The 24,173-nt window shown below is 56.0% G+C and carries 19 protein-coding genes; 8 read left to right on the top strand and 11 right to left on the bottom strand.

Features of this window, described 5'->3' with window-relative positions; translation table 11 throughout:
• Positions 1-11 precede the first annotated feature (11 nt).
• Both PHA01_RS02310 and PHA01_RS02305 read left to right on the top strand, forming a co-directional pair.
• Positions 12-374, top strand: a complete 363-nt coding sequence (locus tag PHA01_RS02310) for a hypothetical protein (RefSeq protein ID WP_271893084.1) — start codon at positions 12-14, stop codon at positions 372-374.
• A 223-nt stretch (positions 375-597) separates the two neighbouring features.
• A complete protein-coding gene (locus PHA01_RS02305) occupies positions 598-1,992 on the top strand; it encodes an aminotransferase (protein ID WP_271893083.1) in 1,395 nt (464 codons plus the stop codon).
• Between the two features lie 56 nt (positions 1,993-2,048).
• Here PHA01_RS02305 and PHA01_RS02300 read toward each other — a convergent pair whose 3' ends face one another.
• The 9 genes from PHA01_RS02300 to PHA01_RS02260 form a co-directional block, all read right to left on the bottom strand.
• Positions 2,049-4,817: a TIM-barrel domain-containing protein gene (locus PHA01_RS02300; RefSeq protein ID WP_271893082.1), complete on the bottom strand. Its 2,769-nt coding sequence runs from the start codon at positions 4,815-4,817 to the stop codon at positions 2,049-2,051.
• A 12-nt stretch (positions 4,818-4,829) separates the two neighbouring features.
• Positions 4,830-5,081, bottom strand: a complete 252-nt coding sequence (locus PHA01_RS02295) for a hypothetical protein (protein WP_271893080.1) — start codon at positions 5,079-5,081, stop codon at positions 4,830-4,832.
• A gap of 90 nt (positions 5,082-5,171) precedes the next feature.
• Entirely contained in the window at positions 5,172-5,924 is a 753-nt protein-coding gene (locus PHA01_RS02290) for a polysaccharide deacetylase family protein (protein ID WP_417020912.1), read from the bottom strand.
• Between the two features lie 83 nt (positions 5,925-6,007).
• Complete coding sequence (gene ppdK / locus PHA01_RS02285) at positions 6,008-8,677, bottom strand: pyruvate, phosphate dikinase (RefSeq protein WP_271893078.1); 2,670 nt, start codon at positions 8,675-8,677, stop codon at positions 6,008-6,010.
• Between the two features lie 147 nt (positions 8,678-8,824).
• Positions 8,825-12,280 (bottom strand): chromosome segregation protein SMC, encoded by a 3,456-nt coding sequence (smc, locus tag PHA01_RS02280; RefSeq protein WP_271893077.1) that lies wholly within the window; start codon positions 12,278-12,280, stop codon positions 8,825-8,827.
• A gap of 84 nt (positions 12,281-12,364) precedes the next feature.
• Positions 12,365-13,063: a DsbA family protein gene (locus PHA01_RS02275; protein ID WP_271893076.1), complete on the bottom strand. Its 699-nt coding sequence runs from the start codon at positions 13,061-13,063 to the stop codon at positions 12,365-12,367.
• Between the two features lie 143 nt (positions 13,064-13,206).
• Positions 13,207-13,707, bottom strand: coding sequence for a DUF721 domain-containing protein (locus tag PHA01_RS02270; protein WP_271893075.1), 501 nt, complete (start codon positions 13,705-13,707; stop codon positions 13,207-13,209).
• A 30-nt stretch (positions 13,708-13,737) separates the two neighbouring features.
• Complete coding sequence (locus PHA01_RS02265; protein WP_271893073.1) at positions 13,738-14,712, bottom strand: SDR family NAD(P)-dependent oxidoreductase; 975 nt, start codon at positions 14,710-14,712, stop codon at positions 13,738-13,740.
• A gap of 18 nt (positions 14,713-14,730) precedes the next feature.
• Positions 14,731-16,074, bottom strand: a complete 1,344-nt coding sequence (locus PHA01_RS02260; RefSeq protein WP_271893071.1) for an O-antigen ligase family protein — start codon at positions 16,072-16,074, stop codon at positions 14,731-14,733.
• Positions 16,075-16,160: 86 nt separating this feature from the next.
• Between PHA01_RS02260 and mutY the strand changes: the two genes are divergently transcribed.
• Both mutY and PHA01_RS02250 read left to right on the top strand, forming a co-directional pair.
• On the top strand, positions 16,161-17,231 hold the full coding sequence (gene mutY / locus PHA01_RS02255) for an A/G-specific adenine glycosylase (protein ID WP_271893070.1): 1,071 nt from the start codon (positions 16,161-16,163) through the stop codon (positions 17,229-17,231).
• A gap of 1 nt (position 17,232) precedes the next feature.
• Positions 17,233-17,844: an HAD family hydrolase gene (locus PHA01_RS02250; RefSeq protein ID WP_271893069.1), complete on the top strand. Its 612-nt coding sequence runs from the start codon at positions 17,233-17,235 to the stop codon at positions 17,842-17,844.
• Positions 17,845-17,865: 21 nt separating this feature from the next.
• Here PHA01_RS02250 and PHA01_RS02245 read toward each other — a convergent pair whose 3' ends face one another.
• Positions 17,866-18,999 carry a site-specific DNA-methyltransferase gene (locus tag PHA01_RS02245; protein WP_112527355.1) on the bottom strand — a complete coding sequence of 378 codons (1,134 nt, stop codon included), beginning with the start codon at positions 18,997-18,999 and terminating at the stop codon, positions 17,866-17,868.
• 208 nt (positions 19,000-19,207) lie between these two features.
• Here PHA01_RS02245 and PHA01_RS02240 point away from each other — a divergent pair, with 208 nt between their 5' ends.
• A complete protein-coding gene (locus tag PHA01_RS02240) occupies positions 19,208-19,894 on the top strand; it encodes an HAD family hydrolase (RefSeq protein ID WP_271893068.1) in 687 nt (228 codons plus the stop codon).
• Positions 19,895-19,935: 41 nt separating this feature from the next.
• On the opposite strand, the gene PHA01_RS02235 is transcribed toward PHA01_RS02240, so the two are convergent.
• The gene (locus tag PHA01_RS02235) at positions 19,936-20,553 is read right to left on the bottom strand and encodes a hypothetical protein (protein WP_271893067.1); all 618 of its coding nucleotides are present in this window, start codon (positions 20,551-20,553) and stop codon (positions 19,936-19,938) included.
• 290 nt (positions 20,554-20,843) lie between these two features.
• Between PHA01_RS02235 and thrC the strand changes: the two genes are divergently transcribed.
• From thrC to PHA01_RS02220, 3 genes are read left to right on the top strand one after another with little or no spacing between them, the layout of a single operon-like run.
• Positions 20,844-22,250 (top strand): threonine synthase, encoded by a 1,407-nt coding sequence (gene thrC / locus PHA01_RS02230; protein ID WP_271893066.1) that lies wholly within the window; start codon positions 20,844-20,846, stop codon positions 22,248-22,250.
• The gene (locus tag PHA01_RS02225) at positions 22,251-23,546 is read left to right on the top strand and encodes a M16 family metallopeptidase (protein ID WP_271893065.1); all 1,296 of its coding nucleotides are present in this window, start codon (positions 22,251-22,253) and stop codon (positions 23,544-23,546) included.
• Positions 23,547-23,561: 15 nt separating this feature from the next.
• A complete protein-coding gene (locus PHA01_RS02220) occupies positions 23,562-24,143 on the top strand; it encodes a GNAT family N-acetyltransferase (RefSeq protein WP_224505425.1) in 582 nt (193 codons plus the stop codon).
• Positions 24,144-24,173 lie beyond the last annotated feature (30 nt).

The following is a 24,173-nucleotide window of genomic DNA, read 5'->3' as shown; positions in this document are numbered from 1 at the left end:
GCATTTCAAACATGAAGATAACGAGGTCGGACAATATGCCTGAGGCTGGCCAAGCGGTTTCGCTTGAAGTTGTGGAAATCGAACTTGCGCTCGGTGCCCAGGATATAGTCGCCGACGGCTTTGAGGGTGCGCTGCAGAAGGCAGCCGATCTTGTCAACGGCGAAGTGGTCTTCAATATCAGGGCGCCGGAAAACAGCGACCAGCAGCGGATCGCTGCCATCTCCGTGTCGGACGGTACGACCGACCAGACGGTATTCGTGATGCTCGGCAACGACGGAACAAGTTTGACCGTGACCACGGATCAGCCCGAGACCGCACCGCAGAGCAAACTCGGGATGGAATTCGCCGCTCTCCTCAAGCGTTTTCGGACTTAAAGCGGCGCCAACGTAACCCGGCAGGGTTTTTGCGCAACAATACGCGAAAACGACACAAGACCTGGCGATTCCTATGCAAGGATAGTCGATTCCGGAATGCTTTTCTGCACCCTGCGTTGACATTTTGGTTAGCGAGGTTGCAGGCAGCTTTCTTGACGCCCCGCTTTGCACTTTCAAACGAGTCTGGCTAAGGTCACAAATCTTTCAAAGCCGGAGTTACCAAATGGCGAATGGCCATCCCCTTACCAATGTCCAGCAGCGCGATATCAACGCGATCTTGCACCCCTATACTCCCCTCCACAAACTTGCAGAAACCGGACCGCTGGTCATGGGGCATGGCAAAGGCGTCTACCTCTACGACACGCAAGGCAAGGCATATATCGAGGGCATGTCGGGCCTGTGGTGTGCGGGTCTTGGCTTCGGCGACGAAGAGATGATCGAGGCTGCCAATGAGCAGATGCGCACCCTGCCCTATTACCATCTCTTCGGTGGCAAGGGTATGGAGCCAGCTATCGAACTTGCTGAAAAGCTTAAGGAAATCGCGCCCGTACCAATCTCGAAGGTGTTCTATACATCGTCCGGTTCCGAGGCAAACGACACGCAGGTCAAGCTTGCCTGGTACTATAACAATGCCCTCGGCCGGCCGGAAAAGAAGAAGATCATCTCTCGCGTCAAGGCCTATCATGGCGTCACGGTCATGGCCGCGTCGCTGACCGGCCTGCCCGGCAACCACAAGGGTTGGGACTTGCCCGTGGACCGCGTGCTGCATACGGATTGCCCGCATCACTACCGTTTCAGCCTCGAGGGCGAAAGCGAGGTCGAGTTTGTGGCTCGTCTTGCCAAGTCCTTGAAAGATATGATCGAACGCGAAGGGCCGGAAACGATTGCCGCCTTTATCGCCGAGCCGATCATGGGTGCTGGCGGCGTCATTATTCCGCCGTCCGGCTACTTCGCCGCCATCGAACCGATCTTGCGCGAGCATGATATTCTGATCATCGCCGACGAAGTGATCAACGGTTTCGGCCGTACCGGCAACTGGTGGGGCAGCCAGAGCGTCGGCATGACACCGACGACCATATCCGTCGCCAAGCAGTTGACCGCAGCCTATGCGCCGCTCGGTGCCGTGCTCGTTCCCGAGGACGTCTACCAGGCCTATGTCGACCACAGCGCCCAGCTCGGCAGTTTTGGCCATGGTTTCACTTATGGCGGGCATCCGGTCGGGTGCGCGCTTGGCGTGAAGGCAATCGAAATTTACCAGCGCCGGAATATTGTCGAGTATGTTCGCGGCTTGACTCCGACCTTTGAAGCTCGCCTTGCCAAGGTCAAAGATCATCCACTCGTTGGCGAGGTTCGCTCTTGCGGACTTGTTGGGGCGGTGGAGATGGTTGCTGACAAGGCCACGAAACGGTCCTTCGATCCGGCGCACGGCGTTGGTTCAAATCTTGCGAAGTTCCTGGAGGGCCATGGCGCCATACTTCGTGCACTTGGCGATACGATCGCGTTCTGCCCGCCAATGATCATCACCGAGGATGAACTGAACGAACTTTTCAATCGCTTCGAACTGGCTCTGGCCGACACCGAGGCTTTCGTTTCGAAGAACGGGCTGCGGGCCCAATAATTTTCAGTTCGTCAAGCCATGAAGGGGCAGTCAGAAACTACCCCTTCATGTCTTTTTCACTTGGTGGTCAGCGTAACGCCTTGCTTTTCCTGGGCTTTTATCCGAACGTAGGTCACGTCTATACCGCCATGCGCCTCGTCCTGTCCCGAATACCAGCTTTCACCAGTCAGTGCAGCAGGGTTTGCAACCTGATTGAGCTTCGCGCCATTCACTTCGACATTCGTGGCATGAGGGCCGTGAATCTTCACAATATAATGTTGGAGGTCTGGCGTGAAACTACCCTCTGGAGCAGCCGTTTCGAATAAAACCGTTTTATCAGTCCTTTGCACCGACAATTCTTGCAGAAAATATTCACCCGTCTCGTAGTTGTAGCTTTTGCCGTCATCATCGTAATACTCGAACGAGGTGCGCTTTGTGTCCGGGAACACTTCCACGTTCAGTTCTTTGAGCGGCAGTTGTCCCACATATTGCACGTCTTCGTGCATCATCGGTATAATTGCGCCTTGGCGGATGAACAGCGGGAAATTGTGTTCCCATCCAACAGTATTGAAGCTGGTGATCTTGCTACCCTGCTTCGCCTGACCTGAATTCCACTCGGTCCAGTTCCCCGCAGGAAGGTAGATATCCTTGCTCCGCTGTCCTTGCTCCACCACCGGAGAAGCCAGCAGCCAATCGCCGAACAGCCAGCTGTCGACATTGCTTTCAACGCTCTTGTCTTCCGGCCAATCGAATATCAATGGACGGACAATGCCGACGCCGGTCTTGTTGCGCTGATGTTCGTAGCTGTAGATATAGGGAATGAGCTTGTAGCGCAGCCTGATTGCCTCGAAAATTGCGGTATCCTTCATATCTTGAGGCACGTTCGTATTCGGCTTGTTTGGGATATAATACCAAGGCTGACGCTGATTGCCGTTGTCGGCGTGGACGCGGAAGATCGGAGTGAAAATGGCGAACTGCATCCAGCGGGCATAATCCTCGTTTCCGGTCTTGCCCTCCGGCGCGGTTCCGTGGCCATTGCGAAATCCGCCCGTATCCATGGTCCATTGCATGGCGCCTGCGTTGATCGCACTCAGCATTTTCTTGCGCTGCTCGGCCATGACACCAAAACCGTTATCGATATCGCCCGACCAGAGCCCATAAGCGTAGCGTTGAGCGCCCAGATAGAAGTTACGATTGATCGACCACACGCGTTGTTTGGGTGCGTAGCTGCGCTGCCATTCGTAGACCGCGCGTTGCATATCGAAACCTTCGGTTTCATTACCGTCGTCGGTGGCTTCACTCGAATCGAACTCATCGTTCCACCAGCCCGAAATACCGGAATCGAGCGCACCTTTAAGATGGTCAAAATACCATGCCGTGACCTCGGGCTTGGCAAAATTCAGGTGCCGCATCTGGGTGGTGTTTAAGAAGTAATCCGGTTGGTTTGTTGTATAGGGCATCCAGAAATTATTGCTCTCTGCAAATTTACCTTCCTGCGATTCGACCGGGATACGGGGCTTCAGGATAGCCGTCAATTTGATACCCTTCTCGTCAAGCCACGGCTTCAGCTTCTTTTCATCCGCAACGCTCGCCGCCATACCCGGAAATTTTGTTAAGTTCCATTTGAACTGGCTATAGGGAATGTCGGCTCTGGCCCAGTACATCCAGTCCAGGTCAAATGTGAATGCGTCGAGCGGTATGTCTTCATCGTGATATCGCTGAATGATTGCACGGAGTTTGTCTTCGGTCAGACCTTTGTCATACTTGTATCCATCCCATTGATCGTTTGCGCCCCATTGGCTGTTGGTGAAGCCCATGGCCCATTTTGGAAATAGCGGTGAACGTCCGCTTATCTTCGCAAGTGCACCGAATAACTCGGGCGGCCTGCCCAGGAGCAAATAGGCATCGACATCGCTCTTTGAGGTGTCAGCGAATACGATGTTCTTGTTGTCGCGCAGATCGATTTTCCTGCTGGCAGAACCCATCGTGTCGACAAGAACTCCATATCCTGCCGTGCTCCAGACAAAGGGTGCACCCGCGTGACCCTGCGCGCCGGAGTTCAGACCTTCTTCCCAGTTGCGGAAGAGGGCAACAGGTTTTTCATACTCGGCGCTGCCATTAATACCGTAAAGACGATCATTTGCATTATGCTCTACGTTGACCTTGCCGATCTTGAGCGCGTCGATATCGATCGTCATCAGCTTCGCGCTTTTGGCGTCGAGAACCGAGACGGTTGCGTCTGAAGGATTCCAGCGGGCGGTGTATTGTCCCAAAACAAGGTCCTTGCCCGTCGTAAGGGCTGAGTCCTTCACCTCGTAGGTGGCATCGGATTTAAAGGAAGGGTCGATCACCCGAGTTTTCTCTGTGCCCTTTCCATCCGGCAAATAATGAACCCGAAACGCGTTGGCGGTCACTGCACGAACCTCGAGCACATCCTTCTTCAGTTGCACATCGAAACCGCCCGGCTTTGATGTGATGGTGCCGTCCTTGACCGGCTCGACCTTTTCTGTGACGGGCTCGCCAGTAGATCCTTTTTCACCGGCCACACCTTTGTCACCTGCAAGACCTTTGTCCCCGACGGCGCCCTTGTCACCGACCGCACCCTTGTCGCCGGCCAGACCCTTATCGCCAACTTCCCCCTTGTCTCCGTTGTCGCCGGCCTCGCCATTGCCGCCGGCTTCACCTTTGTCTCCGATCGCACCCTTGTCGCCAGGCTCACCCTTGGGTCCGGGCAGACCGGCAAATGTACTGCCGCCTGATTGTGCTGTGTCTGTCTTTGAATTGTTGCAACCCGCGAGACCCGGCAACAACATCAAGCTCAGAATAGAAATTTGAATGCGGTTCAAGATAATTCCTCCTCAAATAAGGTGAGGCAAAACCAGACATTTCGACGGAAAATCAATGAGATGCGTAGCTACGTCCGAACGTGCGGCGTCGTTGCGCGGCTGGCCGCGTCGGCACAATTGCGCATCAAATATTTGATCCAGCTCTGGTGTGGTTCTGTCTTTTAAAAATGGTTCGCTAAAAATGAACTGCGCGGATGTATCCGCAAAAATCATATGAATTTCTATATCTTCATGCGGATGAACCCCTCCCAAGGTGTCGCTCAATGAGCGTTCCGCAACGAACACAATACGGACAAGCCTGTCAATTGTCCCAAAGTATAGATATTTCGATAGTCGTATAAATATCAACGATGGTTAGACGCCTGGTCGCAGGGGCTGCTCGCTCTCCTGCACGTCCTCAAGACGTGTAAAATGGAAGCCTTTTTGTTTCAGGGCAAGAATGCCTTTGACGACTCCCTCTCCTGCTGCTCGCGTCGGCTGGTTCACATGGGCGATGATCACGTCGCCATCCTTGGCGGCTACTATACGCTTCTCAACCTGACCAGCCAGTAACGAGGCACCCATGTCGGCGTTCAGGGAATATCCGGCCACCCGATACCCCATCTGATGGGCGAGTGTTATCGCATCGTCGCTGTAGCGAGCCGTTGCGTCGCGATACCAGGCCGGCTTCGTCAGTGTTGCTGCAATCATCGCATTCGCACCGCCTTCAATCTCCGTGCGGATAGCAGGCAGAGATCCTGCCGTCTTCAGGCCGAACATCTTGGGTTGGTTGTCGATCGCCGGAACGTGGTTCAGTCCGTGATTTTCAAGTTCAAACAGCTCCGGATGCGCTTTCATGATCGCCACTGAAGCGGCATTGTGCTTGAGCCAGCGGCCGGTGACAAAGATTGTCGCCGGAATATGATTTTCAACCAACGCATTGAGGATGCGCAGATCTGTCTGGCCGGAACAGGCATCCAGCGTCAAGGCGACCTGCGGCGTTGCATCGCCGCCTTTGGTGATGAAAAGCTTGGGTTCTATGAAGTGGGGATGTTCCTTGGCACCTGCCGTGACGACGGAGGCGCAGAGAGCAATTGCAGTGATGATTGCAGACGTTGAGCGCACGATTTTCGCCATGGATTGAGTAGTTTCGCGCGGACAAGGCGCGCGAAACCAAGCATATTTATGGCAGACGTTGTTTAGGTCAGGACCTAGGCATTCTTCGCCTTTGCCGACGCCTGCGCTGCCGCAAGCCGGGCGATCGGAACGCGGAATGGCGAACAGGAAACATAGTCGAGCCCCACCTCTTCGCAAAAGTGGATGGATGCGGGATCGCCGCCATGTTCGCCGCATATGCCGAGCTTGATTCCCGGCCGCGCGGCCCTGCCCTTGTCGGCGCCGATCCGTACCAATTCACCAACGCCGTCAATGTCGATCGTTACGAACGGATCCTGCTCGATGATTCCCTTCACCTGATAGCTCATCAGGAAGGATGAGGCGTCATCGCGCGAGATGCCGAATGTCGTCTGGGTCAAGTCGTTGGTGCCGAACGAGAAAAACTCGGCAACTTCGGCAATCGAGTGGGCACGGATGGCGGCACGCGGCAGCTCGATCATTGTTCCGACCAGATAGTTGATCTTGATGTCAGCCTCTTTCATCACGTCGGCCGCAACCGCATCTATTCGCGCCTTGACGAAATCGAGTTCGGCGCGCAACCCAACGAGCGGCACCATGATTTCCGGTTCGACAGGCGCGCCTGTCGATTTCGCCGCTTCCACAGCAGCCTCGAAAATCGCCCGCGCCTGCATTTCCGCGATTTCCGGATAGGAGATGGCAAGACGGCAGCCGCGATGGCCAAGCATCGGGTTGGTTTCATGCAGGCTATCGGTTCGTTCGCGCAGCTTGTCGGCGTCAACATTCATGGCAGCAGCGACTTCTGCGATTTCTTCCTCGGTTTTCGGCAGGAATTCATGCAGCGGCGGGTCCAGCAGGCGAATTGTGACCGGCAGACCATGCATTATTTCAAACAATTCCACGAAATCGGACCGTTGCATCGGCAATAATTTGTCGAGCGCGGCACGGCGGCCTTTCTCGTTATCGGCCAGGATCATTTCACGCATGGCGACGATGCGTTCGCCTTCGAAAAACATATGCTCGGTGCGGCACAGTCCAATACCTTCAGCGCCAAATGAGCGAGCCGTGCGAGCATCGACAGGTGTTTCCGCGTTGGCGCGCACTTTCATGCGCCGCGTCTTGTCAGCCCATTCCATGATCCTGCCGAAATCCCCGGAAAGTTCCGGCTGTCGCATCGGTACTGCGCCCTTCAGCACCTGACCGGTGCCGCCATCGATGGTGATGACATCGCCCTTCTTCAAAACGACTCCCATCGCGAGCAGCGTTTCGTTGCGATAGTCGACGCGCAGCGAACCTGCACCTGATACGCAGGGTTTACCCATGCCGCGTGCGACGACCGCCGCGTGGCTGGTCATGCCGCCCCGCGTGGTCAGGATGGCCTCTGAGGCATGCATCCCGTGGATGTCTTCCGGACTGGTCTCGATCCGCACCAGAATAGCTTTGCGCCCCTCGGCCTTCAGCTGCTCAGCGTCTTCCGACGAGAAGACGATTTCGCCAGTGGCAGCGCCCGGAGATGCCGGAAGGCCTGTTCCGATTATGTTGCGCTCTGCACCCGGATCGATGGTCGGGTGTAGCAGTTGATCAAGCGAAGCTGGATCGATGCGCAGAACCGCTTCCTCGCGAGAAATCAGACCTTCTTCTGCCATCTCCACTGCAATCTTCAATGCTGCCTTGGCGGTACGCTTGCCGGATCGCGTCTGCAGCATCCACAGTTTGCCGTTCTCGATGGTGAATTCGAGATCCTGCATGTCGGTGTAATGCTTCTCGAGCCGTTCCGACACTGCACAAAATTCGGCAAAGGCCGCCGGCATTATCTTCTCCAGCGAGGGCTTGTCGGACCCCGCAGCAATACGTGCGTCTTCGGTGATGTTCTGGGGCGTGCGAATACCGGCAACGACGTCTTCGCCTTGCGCGTTGACCAGGAACTCGCCGTAGAGTTTCTTTTCGCCGGTGGATGGATTGCGGGTGAAGGCAACCCCGGTCGCCGAGCGATCGCCCATATTGCCGAACACCATCGCCTGGACACTAACAGCCGTGCCCCAGCTCTCCGGAATGTTGTGAAGCCGCCGGTAGGTAATCGCGCGGGCGTTCATCCAGCTGGAAAATACAGCGCTGATCGCGCCCCACAGCTGTTTTTCCGGATCCTGCGGGAAAGGCTCATCGAGTTCTTCTTCAATCTTCGCCTTGTACAACGCAATGACGTTTTTCCAGTCGTCGGCTGTCAGGGCCGTATCGACCTCATGGCCGAGATTGGCCTTGGTGTCTTCAAGAATCTCCTCGAAAACCGAATGATCGAGGCCCATGACGACGTCGGAATACATCTGGATGAAGCGGCGGTAGCTGTCATAGGCAAACCGCTCATCGCCGGTCTCGCGGGCAATCGCCTCGACCGTCCCGTCGTTGAGGCCAAGGTTGAGCACTGTATCCATCATGCCTGGCATGGACGCCCGCGCTCCTGAGCGCACGGAGACCAGCAACGGCTTTTCCATGTCGCCAAAATTGCGGCCTGTTATCTCAGCAATGTGGGAGAGGGACTTTTTTATATTCGTTTCGAGCGTGTCCGGATATTTGCGGCCATTGTCATAGTACCAGCTGCAAACATCTGTCGTGATGGTGAATCCCGGTGGAACCGGCAAACCGAGTGCGCACATCTCGGCAAGATTTGCGCCTTTTCCACCTAACAGATTGCGGTCACCGGCGGATCCTTCCGCCTTGCCGTCACCGAATGTATAGACCCATTTCACCATTGCAGCCTCCCTTGCCGCTGAAACACAGGAGAGGTCTACGCGATCAATTCGTCAAGCACCATTAAAAAATGCTGCATCGCAGCATTCAAATCGATTAGCAGAGTAAATCCGCATTAAGCTTTGAAATCCTTCGTCATTTACGATCGATCAGCTTGCCTCACGCAGCTGCTCTGCCGTCTGAAGATCGACGGAGACCAGCTGGCTCACGCCCTGTTCGGCCATGGTGACGCCGAAGAGACGATTCATCCGGGCCATGGTGATGGGATTGTGGGTAATGACGACAAACCGCGTATCGGTGGAAGCAGCCATTTCGTCCATCAGATTGCAGAAACGCTCGACATTATGATCATCGAGCGGCGCATCCACTTCGTCGAGGACACAGATCGGTGCGGGATTTGTGAGGAACACCGCGAAGATCAAAGCCATCGCGGTCAACGCCTGTTCACCGCCCGACAGGAGCGTCATCGTCTGCGGCTTCTTGCCGGGCGGGCGAGCAAGTATCTCAAGGCCCGCTTCCAGCGGATCGTCGGACTCGATCAATTGCAGCTCTGCGGTGCCGCCACCAAAGAGGTGTGTGAACAGGCGTTGAAACTGGACGTTGACCACTTCGAACGCGGCCAGCAGCCGTTCACGTCCCTCCCGGTTCAAACTCTGGATCGCCTGGCGCAGTTTCTTGACCGCCTCGATGATATCCTCGCGCTCGCTGATGATCGTCTCAAGCCGCGCGGAAAGCTCGTCTTGTTCTTCCTCCGCGCGCAGGTTGACCGCCCCGAGACGTTCGCGCTCGATCTTGAGACGTTCCAGATTGCGCTCCGTTGCATCTACATCCGGCAGCGGATCATCAGGGCCAAGTCCGGTCAGCTTCATCACCTCATGCGGTGCGCAATTCAGCGCCTCGGCAATGCGGGTTTCGGCATCCTTGCGGCGTTCTTGCGCGGCAGCGAGCCGTTCCTCGGCGCGCGCCCTGCCTTCGCGCGCTGTGGCCAGAGCTTGAATGGCATCGGTTGCAAGCTGGTCCAGTTCCCGTTGCCTGTTTTCCGCAATGGCAAGCTTGTCGGCTGCGTCCTTGCGCAAAGCCTCTGCCTCGGACAATTGCGAAAGCAATATCCGATTGCGCTCGGCAAGTTCGTCGGGCGCGTCGGCAAGATTTTCCGCCTCGCATTCCGCTTCCAGACGGCGTTCGGAAAGTGACGTGATCTGGCGGTCGGCATTATCGGCGCGGTTGACCCAGCTCTTGCGTTCGTGACCAATCGCTTCGAGGCGACGCATACGATTTTCGGCTTCGCGGCGCAGACCATCATGAATCGCGCGGGCTTCCGCCAGCGCGGCGCGATCAAGCGTGACTTCGCTCGTCAAATTGGCGAGCCGGATATTGACTTCATCAAGGTCGGCAGCACCCGACAGCCGGGTTTCCGCCTCCAGGAATTGCTCCTGGGTTTCCTCCAGGTTTTCGGCAAGGCGCGCCCTGCCCTCTTCAAGAGCGGCGCGACGGCTGGACAATTGCCCCGCGGCGCGTTCGGCGGCGGCCAAGGCTTCGCGTGCATCGGTGACGGAACGCTGCATGCCGCGCCATTGATCACGTGCAGTTCGCTCCACCTCGACGGATTGCCGCACGGCTCCTTCGGCCGCGACTATTCCGGCTTCCGCAGCACGCAGGATTTTCGTTGCCTCGACCACTTCAAGATCGAGTTCCGCCAAACGGTTCTTCTGGGCAAGGCGTTGTGCAGCCGGCGTTGGTGCATCGGCGCTCGCCGTATAGCCATCCCAGCGCCACAACGCGCCATCGCGGCTGACCAGCCGCTGACCCGGCTTCAACGCGGACTGTAGCCGCGCCCCGTCTGCCTCGGAGACAATGCCGATCTGGGCGAGACACCGCGCCAGTTGGCGCGGAGCCCGGACAAATTCTGCCAGGGATTGAAGACCTTCCGGCAATGCCGGGTCCCCCGAACCGTCTACCTCGCCCCAGAAGACCGGAGCGCTTTTGTCCGTAGGTGCGTCAAGATCCTCACCCAATGCAGCGCCAAGAGCGACTTCATAACCCTTCTCGACTTTCAGCGACTCCACGACCGCGGGAAAAAGGTCCGACCCGCCAAGGTTGATCATCTTGGCGAGCGTATTCGCTTCTGTCTCTATGCGGCCCAGGTTGCTGCGCGCTTCCTGCAGCGGCTGGCGAAGTTCCGTCTCCCGCCGGCGCGCGGTTTCCACCGCCGCTTCAGCGATGAGCGCAGATTCTTCGGCCTGATCGAGTGCGGCTTCGGCGATTTCCACCAGACCTTGTTTTTCAACAGGATCGGCCAGCGCGCCGATTTGGGCTGTGACTGCAGACAAGTCGCGCTCCACATCGCTCATCTGACGCATGAGGCGCTCGCGCCGCTCGGCACTCTCGCGCAAGTTCCGCTCGACTTGCGCACGTTCGGCCGACGCTTCCGCGCGCTCGGCGGTAACCTTGGCCAGTGCTGTTTCGCTCTCTTTCAGCTTGGCGTCCGCGCGCTCGAATTCTGCACGCGTTTCGATCTCGCGCTCGCCAGCATTGGCATTTTCTTCGTTGAGTGACCGCTCCTCCGTGTCGAGACGTGCCAGCACATCGGCGTTATCGCGCACCATCTGCTCTTCGCGAGCAATATCGGCAGTGAATTGAACGAGGCGCTTTTCCAATTCGTTCTGGCGCGCCCGCATTCGCTCGGCTTCCTCATTGAGCTGCGAACGCGCGATGGTCAGACGCTGCAATATCGCGGCCGCCTTGGCTTCCGCTTCACGCAAATCGGGCAATTTATGTGCGCCGATCGCCTGTTCCTTGGCGGCGTTCATCTGCTTTTGTGCCTGATCGCCGACGCCAACTGTTGCCACCGAGAGCGCCGATTGCGCCTCGCCTTCCTGCGCTTTGGCAACGGACCATTTCAGATGCAGAAGAATGGCTTCCGACCGGCGTATATCGGCGGACAGGCTTTTAAAGCGATTTGCCTGACGCGACTGCCGCTTGAGGCTTTCGATCTGCGTTTCAAGCTCACCGACGACATCCTCGAGCCGCTCAAGGTTCTGTTCCGCTGCCCGTAGACGCAGTTCAGCCTCATGGCGACGGGTATGCAGGCCGGAGATCCCTGCGGCCTCTTCCAGCAAGGCCCGGCGTGCCTGCGGTTTCGCCTGGATAAGCTCACCGATACGGCCCTGACCAACCATCGAAGGCGAACGTGCGCCTGTCGATTGATCGGCAAAAAGCAATTGTACATCCTTGGCGCGCGCATCCTTGCCGTTGATGCGATAAACCGAGCCGGCCTCGCGCTCGATGCGCCTCGAAACCTGAAGCTCGTCCGCGTTATTGAATGCGGACGGCGCACTGCGATCCTGATTGTCGAGGAAGAGCGTGACTTCCGCCGTATTGCGTGATGGCCGTGTCCCCGATCCGGAAAAGATTACATCGTCCATGCCGGAGGCGCGCATGTTCTTGTACGAACTTTCGCCCATCACCCAGCGCAGCGCTTCAACGAGATTGGACTTACCACAGCCATTGGGACCGACGACGCCGGTCAAGCCGCTCTCAATGACGAATTCTGCGGGTTCTACGAACGATTTGAAGCCGAGCAGGCGGAGCTTGGTAAAGCGCATCAGATGCCCTTTCCGACAAACACCGCACGGGCAAAAGATGGGATGGCGGACACGGCCAAGTGCCCGCCGAAAACCTGGTGGCGGTTACTTAAGCAGTCCGTCAATAATCGCTGACATTTCGTCAACCGAAAGGGCTCCCGAGTATCTGGTGCCATTGATGAAGAATGTTGGAGTAGCGTTCACTCCAAATTCATTGGCTCCGCGCTCACGCACAGCATTCACATCATCCAGAAGTTTTTGGTTCGTCAAGCAAGCCTTGAAGGACTCCTGTGTAAAACCGGCCAATTTGGAGATTTGAAGCAAAGGTTCTTCTGCATTTGCCGCTCCTGCCCACTGTTCCTGCTGTTTGAACAGAACTTCGACCAGCGGGTAATAGCGCTCTTCAGGAGCACAACGTGCCAGCATGAAGGCAGCCGCCGCGCGCGGATCAAACGGGAATTCGCGCAGGATGAGCTTGGCCTTACCCGTATCGATGTATTTTTCCTTGATCGTGGGCAGGGTCGTCGTTGCGAAATGCGCGCAGTGCGGGCACGTCATCGATGCGTATTCGACGATCGTTACGGGCGCTTCAGCCTTGCCCATCACGATATCTTTCAAGGTGCCGGGCGCTAGCAGCTTGGCCTCGTCGACCGTCCCCGCAGCAGGCGGAACCTTTACATCGGATGCATTCGGGACAGGAGTAGCGTCTTGTGCCCAAGCCTCCGTACCAGCGGCCAAAGCGATGGCGGCCGTGGAAACAGCGGCGAGCGTCAGAATTTTTCTGCGTGTCAGCAATTCAGTCATAAGATCACCTGTCTCCGGTGTTGGTTATGCAATTACAAGTCTTTGACTCGTTAGTGGTTCATGCCAGTTTCTTTAAGGCACAGTATGCGTTCTGTCTTTGAATTTTTCGTGATGCAACATCAATGAATTCACACGATTAAAAATTATCGTTTCATCTTGTCGGCATGAATGCTCTGCCCCAGCCGTTGCAGCGCCTCGCGTAGACCATCATCCTCGATCGGTTCGACGGAGCGGCTGATCTTGTCGGCTGTTGCCGCGTCTACTGGCGGCAAGGTCCGGCGTTTTGTAACCGGCCGTTCCACAGGCTTCTGTTCGATCTTGATCCTGCCAACAGCTGCAAAACCCAGAAATGCATTGACGCGGCTGATGATTTCACCCGTTTCGTGTTGAATTCGCATGGCCGTAAAACCTTGACAAGCGACGACCAGCGTTGCCGGCTGGAACGGGTCATTCTCATGTGCCCGGCGCGGCCAAAGAAGTTTGAGCGGTCTTGATTGCGCGCCCAGGGCTGGCCCAACGACCTCTTCCCAAGCCTGAACAAGTTCGATCGTTATCCCCGCGCGCTTGCGCAACACAGGATCGAGAATTCCTGCAGCCGGGTCGGCAAGCGGGCGAAAGCCTTTTTTACTGCGATCATCGCTCATTGGCCTATCGCACCTGTTTCGGAGAGAGTTTCAGCGGCCATTATAGCCGCGGAACCATTCAACGAACAAAGGAATACCTTGTTCCAGCGTGGTAGCAGGTGAAAAACCGAGGTCTCGTGATGCAAGGTCGATGTCCGCATATGTACATTTGACATCAGCGGGGGGCATCGGCTCAAATTGTTTTATCGCCTCTCGACCACAGGCTTTTTCGATGATTTCGATAAAACGCATCAAAGCCACCGGCTTGTTGTTGCCGAGATTGTAGACTGGCGCCGTTCCTTCTGGATGGGCGAGAATGCGATTCACGGCTCCATAAACACCGCTGACGATGTCATCAATGAACGTGAAATCGCGCTGCATGTGGCCGTGATTGTAAACCTTTATCGGCTTGCCCTGCAAAATCGCATCGGTAAAAAGCCAAGGGGCCATGTCAGGGCGACCATAGGGACCATAGACGGTGAAAAAGCGCAGGCCTGTCGAAGCAATCTTGTGTACGTGTCGATAAGAGTGAGCAAGAAGCTCTGCCGAGCGCTTGGTCGCGGCGTAGACCGAAACAGGATGATCGACGGGATCGTTTTCGGAGAACGGTACTTTGGTATTGGCGCCATAGACCGATGACGAACTCGCGTAAACGACAGGCGGCCGCTTCGGCATCTTGAGCGCCTGCTCGAATATCGTCACCTGCCCATGCACGTTGGCATCGACATAAGCTGCGGGGTTTTCAACCGAATAGCGTACGCCCGCCTGCGCTGCGAGGTGAACGATGATGTCTGCATCCGTGTCACTGCCAATCGCAGTGGAAAGCCCTTGGGGATCGGCTATGTTGCCACGAACAAAACGGATATTGGAAAGACCATCTAGCGCGGAGAGCCGGGTCTCCTTGAGCGCTACGGGATAATAGTCGTTGAGATTGTCGATCGCGAGAACATCAAAGCCCTCGCTGGCGAGCCGTCGCGCAACGTGAAATCCGATAAAACCAGCTGCTCCGGTAACGATGGCCTTCATAAATTTCCCAACATCATTCTAGGCACTCTTCGCCATGGCGAGCTTTTGGTCCGAATCGCTCAAAGCAAGCTTGTCGGCTTCGGATTGGGCGGCCAACTGCGATATCGACAGATAGGGCGAGGGGCCAGATATCCAACAGATCATCAGCGTCAGATAGATGAAAACCGCGTCCGTCGCATCATGACCGAACATGATACCCAGCATGCCCGTAACCACATAACTGCTCACCAGCAATAGGGAAATAGCGATTGCGAGATCCCGGCCCGGCCCGGGCTCCTTCCTGCGCGCGCCGATTATTGGAGCAGCAAGAAGCCCGACCACCGACAGCACACCCAGTATACCGCTGTCGACTGCGGCATTCAAAAGACCGTTGTGAACGTGAGTAAAAGACATTTTCTTGTCAGGAGGCAAATTCAGGATCTCGTTGACCCGGGACATGCGATTTTGCGGACCATAGCCGATCAGTGGCGATGCCAGAAAAGCCCGCTTGGCGGCCGACCACAGCATCAGCCGCGCATTGAGCGAATTGATACTGTCTGGCTGACGATCCAGCTGCACGATATCGCTTTCGAGCGCGTGATAGCGCTCTGTCACCTTCATTGCCGCAATGGCGATGATGCCGACGATTATGACAGCTCCAACGACCTTCACGACGTTGGTGATCGTCGGCAGGGTTTGTCCTCGCAAGTACCAATACAAGATGGCAAAATTTATCGGCATGACCAGCCAGGCTGAGCGCGTGCCCGAGAGAAATGCACATACAAGACCACAGGCAAAACCAGCGATTGCAATAAATCGCTCGGTCTTGCTGTCTGAATGTGCATTGAGCAGTGAAATACTGCCAAACAACACTGTGAACAGTCCGAACACGGCGGCGTTGCCAGCGCCCCCTTCGGCGCGGGGCGACAGAAAGGCGATCTGGACGATGCTGAATATGAGCGAACCGATCATGCCGATGCCGGCACCGGTGATCAAAAAGGGGACAAGCCGACCGGGAAGGCTCGCCCGAAGTCGCGGCAGAACAGCCCAGATCGCAAGGAAGGGAATCATCTTGAAGAGGAAGGTAACGCCCTTCGACGCATCGGGATGCACAACCACTGAAAGTATGGTCACGAGAACGTAGAAAGTCAGACACCAGGCGACGATCTTGTCGGTTCTGCTCATCTCGAACCGGAAACGTTTAGCTGCGAGTGAAACGATTGCCCATAAAAAGGCACAGACCAAGGTCACGGAAGTTCCGCTTGCCAGCAGGCCAGGAAACAGCGCAAACACAAACGTAAAGAGACGATTGTTGCGATCGATTCCGATAAAATGGCCCCTTGTGGGGAGCATTACCGCTTTGGCTAATTGATCTGGAAGCATTTAAGGTTCCGAATGATTGTGAAATTCATGCTTGCAACCGTTTTTGTAAGAACCGTCAAGGCTTCGTGTAGCGCAGTTTGGAATTGATGCAACCTATAACCACCCGCCTGCTACTATGGTATGATTCCCATCATCGAACTCTACCATGGCGCATTTCGCCGCGCGAGCGTCTCGCAGGCATCACAGCCGATCCCTATCGGATCTGGCTTTCCGAAATCATGCTGCAACAAACGACGGTCGAAGCCGTCAAATCCTATTTCCGCGTTTTCATCGAAAAATGGCCGACGGTTGTGGATTTGGCCGCCGCGAGCCAGGACGATGTTTTGCGCGCGTGGGCTGGCCTTGGGTATTATTCGCGCGCACGAAACCTGAAGAAATGTGCCGATATCATCTGTGCAGAATATCGCGGGCGTTTCCCGTCCGATCTCACCAGCTTGAAATCGCTGCCGGGGATCGGCGATTATACGGCGGCCGCGATCGCCTCGATCGCATTCGATCTGCCCATGGCCGTTGTCGACGGCAATGTGGAGCGCGTCATCACCCGGCTCTATGCTCTCGGCACGCCTCTGCCATTCGCCAAGCCGGAGATTCGCACATACATGCAGGCGCTTACACCTGATGAAAGACCGGGGGATTTTGCGCAGGCAATGATGGACCTCGGAGCGACGATCTGCACGCCCAGGCGACCTGCGTGCGTCATTTGCCCGCTCAACGACAATTGTCAGGCGTTAAAAACCACCGATCCGGAATTCTTTCCCGTCAAAGCGCCCAAGAAAGAGAAGCCTGTTCGCGTTGGGGCTGCCTTCGTGGCTATTTCGAATGATGCGGTGTTTTTACGTGGCCGCGCAGAGACGGGATTGCTTGCCGGCATGGCGGAAGTTCCGACGACCTCATGGACGGCACGCCTGGATGGGGAAACCGAATTGGATGCAGCCCCCTTTCCCGCAAACTGGATCGCCACCGGCAACGTTACCCATGTTTTTACGCATTTCGAGTTGCGTCTTAAAATCTACAAAGCTCATGACGTAGAGAAAGACATTGCGGCCGGCGGGTGGTGGGTCAAGGTTGATAAATTGGGAGGCGAAGCCTTGCCCACGGTCATGAAAAAGGCCATTGGTGCCGCCATTCCAGATGCGTTTGCAAGGAGAAGAAATTAGAATGACACAGGTCAAGCATATCGTTTTCGACATCGGCATGGTTCTTATTCACTACGACCCGCATGCCGCCTTCCTGGATGTCATTCCCGATGCCACTGAGCGCAAATGGTTCTTCGACAACGTCTGCACACACGAGTGGAATATAGAACAGGATCGGGGACGGAAATGGCCGGAGGCTGAGGCTCTGCTGATCGCCGATTTTCCCGACCGCGAGCAGCATATCCGCGCGTTCCGGCAGAACTGGCACATGATGGTTCCGCATTCGATCGATGGCAGCATCGAGATCATGCGCAAGCTGATCGCCGATGGTCACGATGTGACGATGCTTACCAATTTCGCGTCAGACACTTTGCGCGAGGCATGGGAGCGATACCCGTTCCTGACCGAAAGCCGCGGCGTTACGATTTCGGGCGATGTCGGCCTTCTCAAGCCGGACAAGGCAATCTACGACCACCATGTCGCTACCTTTGACCTTGAACCGTCGTCGACACTCTTCATCGATGACAGCGCCAAGAATGTTGCCGGTGCCAAGGCCGCAGGTTGGCAGTCGGTGCAATTCATCGATCCTGAAACGCTCAAGGCCGATCTGAAGAATCTGGGCATCAACGTCTGAGTATCAGCCGGAAACGCCGACCTACCCGCCTGCGGCAACCATGCCGGATCGTACCTGCTTGCGCAGTTCGTCGATTGGCTTGAGCACGCCTTCGTCTTCGAAGTGCCAGAACGTCCAGCCGTTGCAGGCATCGAGCCCCTGCGCTTTCGCGCCCATGCGATGGATTGATCCTGCATCACCGCCTGTCGTTACAGTACCATCGGCACGTACGATGGCAGCGTGGCGCTTGCGGATATCGCTCAGGACCGCACCCGGCTTCAACATGCCGGATTCAATGATGCTGCCGAATGCGACACGTGGCTCGGCGCGCTTGCTGGTCATGACGGTGAGGTCGGCGCCGGCTAGTGGGTCCACCGCAGCGATGCGAGCCGTCGCAGCATCGATATATTTCTGTTCCCGTTCGATGCCGACAAAATGCCGTCCGAGCCGTTTGGCGACGGCACCGGTGGTTCCCGATCCAAAGAACGGATCGAGAATGACGTCCCCTGGTTTCGATGAAGCCATGAGAATCCGGGCCAGCAAGGCCTCCGGTTTTTGAGTTGGGTGGATCTTGTCGCCATTCTCATCTTTAAGACGCTCCGAGCCGGTGCAAATCGGGAAAAGCCAATCCGAGCGCATCTGAAGATCGTCGTTGGCCGCCTTCATGGCTTCGTAGTTGAACGTGTAGCCCTTTGATTTCTGATCGCGCGATGCCCATATCATTGTCTCGTGGGCGTTCTGGAACCGGCGGCCGCGAAAATTCGGCATCGGGTTATTCTTGCGCCAGATGATGTCGTTGAGCATCCAAAATCCGAGATCCTGCATTGTCGCGCCGACACGGAAAATGTTGTGATAGGAGCCAATGACCCAGATCGTGCCGTTCGGCTTCAGTACGCGGCGGCATGCGAGAAGCCAGGCGCGCGTGAACGCGTCATACGCCTGGAAGCTTTCGAACTGGTCCCAATGATCGTTGACCGCGTCCACCTTTGATTGATCCGGGCGATGCAGATCCCCCTCAAGCTGAAGGTTGTAGGGTGGGTCGGCGAAGATGATATCGATCGAATGATCGGGCAGACGATTGAGAGCGGCGACGCAGTCGCCTTTGAGAATGGTGTCGATCCAGGAGGTTTGCGGCGCTGCCTGGGGCAGATCATTCACGAGACGTACTACGGACATTTGATACTCGATTACTGGAGACGCTTTACATAGTGGTATGGTTACCGCACACGGTAAATATCGCGTTAAGCGCAGTGAAATCGCGGGACGAAAATGCAGTCCTAGTCTTTGACCCGAGGGCCATAAACGTGTAGTCGATGCCCGACATCCCCCAAAACGACCGGAGCCGCTGCTGTTGCGGCGCTATTTTTACGAACAGGTATGACTAATGGAACCTCAGCTTATTATTTTCGACTGCGATGGTGTGCTCGTCGATTCAGAAATTCTTGCCGCCGAAGTCGAATCCCAGCTGCTGACACAATCCGGCTACCCCATTGCACCGGAAGACATCGCCCAACGTTTTGCCGGGCTCACCTGGACGGATATTCTGCTTCAGGTGGAAAAGGAATCCGGCATTCCGATTTCGGCCTCGCTGATCGAAGAATCGGCGCGGCAGATGGACCATAAGCTGCGCAACGAACTCAATGTCATCGAGGGCGCCGAACAGGTCATCGCAGCATTGAAATATCCGAAATGCGTCGCATCGAATTCGATCAGTTCTTCACTGAAGATGATGCTCGAACAAAGCACGCTCTATGATCTTTTCGCGCCGCATATCTTCTCGGCGCGCGAAGTCGGTACACAGAAGGCAAAGCCAGATCCAAACGTGTTTTTGTTCGCAGCAAAACAATTCAATGTCGATCCGGCGCGCTGCATCGTTATCGAAGACTCGAGCCATGGCGTTCACGCTGCACGGACTGCGGGCATGCGGGTAATTGGTTTTACGGGCGGCGCTCATACCTATCCCGGCCATGCCGACAAACTGACTGATGCGGGTGCGGAAACGGTCATCAGCCGTCATCGGGATCTGCCGGCAGTTATTGAAGCAATGACGGTGTGGTCCGAAGCAGTTTGACTGGGCTCAGGATCTAGCGGAGGCTGGCATCATACCAGCCTTCACTGTGTTTTCGGCTTTGATTTTGACGCCGCGCTTGCAGGCCCTTCGTCGAAACCTATGAACACCTGAATGTTCTGCGCCGTTGGCTTTGGGAAACTCACATTGGGATCGTTGAAAACGAACTGTGTGGCTGCATTGCCATCCGAAGCCGATATCGCCTGCTTGTGCAGTGTCGAGTAAAGTACATTTGTTCCCTGAATGACGGCGACGCGGATAGGCACTGTAATTGTCCCGGGCGCAAATTTAGGACCGGGTACGACCTTGCCAGCAACGGCCACCTTCATGGTCATGGTACCATCACTTGACTGGCACGACCGCGTTTCGTTCGAGATCGAAGCTTGATAGATCAGGTTTTCAGGCGTCTTGTCAGCTGATTTTCCATAATTCGTCAGGACCGAGGTCCCTTCGCGGATCGTCACCGTGGGGCAGAACGCAGTCAACTCTGACGCTGTTATGCGTTTTTGCGCTTCCGCGGTGGCCAGCGCTTTCTCACTATTCGGGTCGTCTTTGTTGCTGCCGCTGGTAGAGCATCCTACAAGACCCATAGCAAAGATCATTGCACAAACCGGGACGCAAAGCTGATAGAAGGGCAGAGATTTTTGTGCTTCTGACTTCATGAACAGAACTCTCCTTGACGAACGAACCTTAAGAGGCCAAACGAAAATTCGTCAGGAAGCGGCGAAAATGGTGGTTTTCGAGTACCGAAGCGGAACGTACGTTTTGTACGTGAGCATCGGAGCACAGAAAACCGTCATTTGCAGCCCTTCCATGACGGATTTGCGGTTGGGCTCTGACGAACGAGCGTGTTCTATACCAACGGTAAGGAAATAATGCGACGGGGCATTGCAGCCTTTTTTTGACAAGGGCAGCGACAGCACTATTGGACAAAACACATGAGGCGACCGAGATGAAATATGTGAGTACCCGGGGAGAAGCGCCGGTTTTGGGCTTTTCCGATGCGCTTTTGTCCGGTCTTGCCCGCGACGGCGGGCTCTATCTTCCGGAGCAATTTCCACAGTTTTCCGCAAGCGAGATCCGCTCGCTGCGCGGCAAAACTTATGCGGAAATCGCCATTCAGGTTCTGACGCCATTTATCGCCGGCGATATCGACCAGGCTGATTTCGAGAAAATGGTGCATGAGGCCTACGGTACGTTCCGCCACGAAGCCGTCTGCCCGTTGGTGCAAACCCGCCACAACGAGTTTGTTCTCGAGCTTTTCCATGGACCAACCCTCGCCTTCAAGGATGTGGCGATGCAGTTGCTGGCGCGACTGATGGATTACATCCTGACCAAGCGTAACGAGCGCGCCACCATCGTCGGTGCAACTTCTGGCGATACGGGCGGCGCAGCCATCGAGGCATTTGCCAACCGGGATCGCACGGATATCTTTATCCTGTTTCCGCACAACCGCGTTTCGCCCGTGCAGCAGCGGCAGATGACGACATCGGCGGCATCAAATGTCCACGCGCTGGCTGTCGAAGGAAATTTCGATGATTGCCAGTCTCTGGTCAAAGGTATGTTCAACGATTTGGCCTTCCGCGATTCCCTTTCTCTGTCGGGGGTCAATTCGATCAACTGGGCGCGCATCATGCCGCAAATCGTCTATTATTTCACGGCTGCCGTTTCGCTCGGAAGCCCCGAGCGCCCGGTATCCTTCACCGTTCCGACCGGCAATTTCGGCGATATTTTTGCAGGCTACGTTGCTAAGCGCATGGGCCTTCCGATTGTCCAGCTCGTCATTGCGACCAATGATAACGATATTTTGACCCGCACGATCGAAACGGGAATTTATGAAACACGGGGCGTACTGCACACGACATCGCCTTCCATGGACATACAAGTTTCTTCCAATTTCGAGCGCCTGCTCTTTGAAGCGCACGGCAGGGACGCCGGCGCAGTGCGCCGGTTGATGGGCGGGTTGAAACAGTCAGGCAGCTTCACGATTTCCGACACTGTGCTTGCCGCAATCCGCGCTGAATTCGATGCAGGGCGCTCTACCAAGGCTGAAACGGCCGAGGCAATCGCAAATGTATTGAAGCAATCCGGCTATCTGCTCGATCCGCATTCGGCCATCGGACTGAAAGTTGCGCGGGAGAAGGCCAGGCGGGAAACGCCAAGCGTTGTACTTGCCACTGCTCATCCGGCGAAATTTCCCGATGCCGTCGAGGCGGCGAGCGGCATTCATCCAGACCTTCCGCTCTGGCTGGGCGACCTCATGCAACGAAAAGAACAGTACACGGTACTTCCCAACGACCTTAAAAGTGTGGAAGAGTATGTGAGCCGACATTCAAGAGCGGCGGGTAAGGAGCATTGAATGGGCGTTGAAATCAGTCGCCTCTCCAACGGTTTGACGATTGCGACAGAGACAATGCCGCATGTGGAGAGTGTAGCGCTTGGCATCTGGGTCAAGGCAGGGTCGAGGAACGAGGCCAACCATCAGCACGGTATCGCTCATCTTCTTGAACACATGGCTTTCAAGGGAACTGAAAATCGTTCCGCCTGGAAAATTGCAGCCGACATTGAAGACGTAGGCGGCGAGATCAACGCGGCCACCAGTGTCGAAACAACATCGTATTATGCGCGCGTCTTGCGAGACGACATGCCTCTGGCAATCGACATCCTCAGCGATATCATGACCGGTTCGAAGTTCGATGCTGACGAACTCGAGCGCGAAAAAAATGTGATCATGCAGGAAATCGGGGCGGCTCACGACACGCCTGACGACGTTGTCTTTGACCGCTTCACGGAAGCAGCGTTTCAAGACCAGACAATCGGCCGGACAATTCTTGGAACGCCGGAAACCGTGCAATCCTTTTCTTCTGCCGACCTTCGCCGCTATATGGATGAACAATACAGCGCCGAGCGCATGGTCGTCGTCGCCGCTGGCGGTGTGAAGCATGATGAATTCGTACGCGAAGTCGAGAAGCGTCTCGGTTCCTTCCGTGCCAAATCAACAGCACCGGAACCCGATCTGTCGCATTATGTTGGCGGCGATTTCCGCGAACAACGCGACTTGATGGACGCACAGGTCGTCATCGGCTTCGAGGGACGCGCCTACCACGTTCGCGATTTCTATGCTTCGCAATTGCTGGCCATGATCCTTGGCGGTGGGATGTCTTCCCGTCTTTTCCAGGAAGTGCGTGAGAAACGCGGACTGTGTTATTCGGTCTATGCGTTCCACTGGGGTTTTTCCGATACCGGCATTTTCGGCATCCATGCCGCAACCGGGCGCAACCATCTTAAGAAGCTCGTCCCGGTCATCATCAACGAGCTGCATGAAGCTGCTCGGAACATCAGTCAGGAAGAGTTGAACCGTGCACGGGCGCAGTATCGTGCCAGTTTGCTGATGTCACACGAAAGTGCCGCGAGCAGGGCCGGACAGATTGCACGGCAGATGCTACTCTACGGGCACGCGGTCTCGACCGAAGAACTAGTCGAGCGTTTGTCGAAGATCACGACAGAGCGCCTGACGGATCTCGCGGGCCGCCTCTTCCTCGATACGACGCCAACGATTGCCGCCGTTGGTCCGGTTGGTTCGCTGATGAAATTCGCCGATGTCCGTCAGGGGCTTACTTCTGCAACAGCAAGTCCCCGAAAAATCGCAGTCTGACGGCAAGGCAAGGCCATGATCGCCCTGCCCTTCCTGAAAAGCGCCGCGCCGCCCCTGCAGGGCGAGCGGCTCTATTTGCGTCCGCCGCAACTTTCCGACTACCGTGCGTGGTCCACACTTCGCGCACAGAGCCGCGAGTTCCTCTCGCCGTGGGAACCCCTCTGGGCGGTCGACGATCTGGAGCGCGGAGCTTTTCGCCACCGAATTCGTCATTATGACGAAGAGGCGGCAGCCGGCACAGCGCATCCATTCTTCCTTTTCCGCAACAAGGATTCGCGCCTGCTTGGGGGCATTACGCTCGGCAATATCCGTCGCGGTGTTGGTCAGAATGGCATGATCGGTTACTGGATCGGTGAGCCGTTTGCCGGGCAGGGTTTCATGCATGAAGCCCTGGGCCTGCTTATTCCCTATGCTTTTACCAAGGTGAGGTTGCACCGGCTGGAAGCGGCCTGTATTCCAAGCAATGAAAGATCGATCCGCCTTCTCGAAAAAGCCGGATTTCAGAGGGAAGGACTGCTACGCTCATACTTAAAGATAAATGGTATGTGGCAAGATCATCTGCTCTTCTCGATGATTGAAGGCGATGTACGGCGCTAGGGAAATAAAGGTTGTATCAGTGGAATTATT

Source organism: Candidatus Phyllobacterium onerii (assembly GCF_028331445.1).
Taxonomy (GTDB): domain Bacteria; phylum Pseudomonadota; class Alphaproteobacteria; order Rhizobiales; family Rhizobiaceae; genus Phyllobacterium; species Phyllobacterium onerii.
This window is presented reverse-complemented; position numbering and strand designations above follow the sequence as displayed.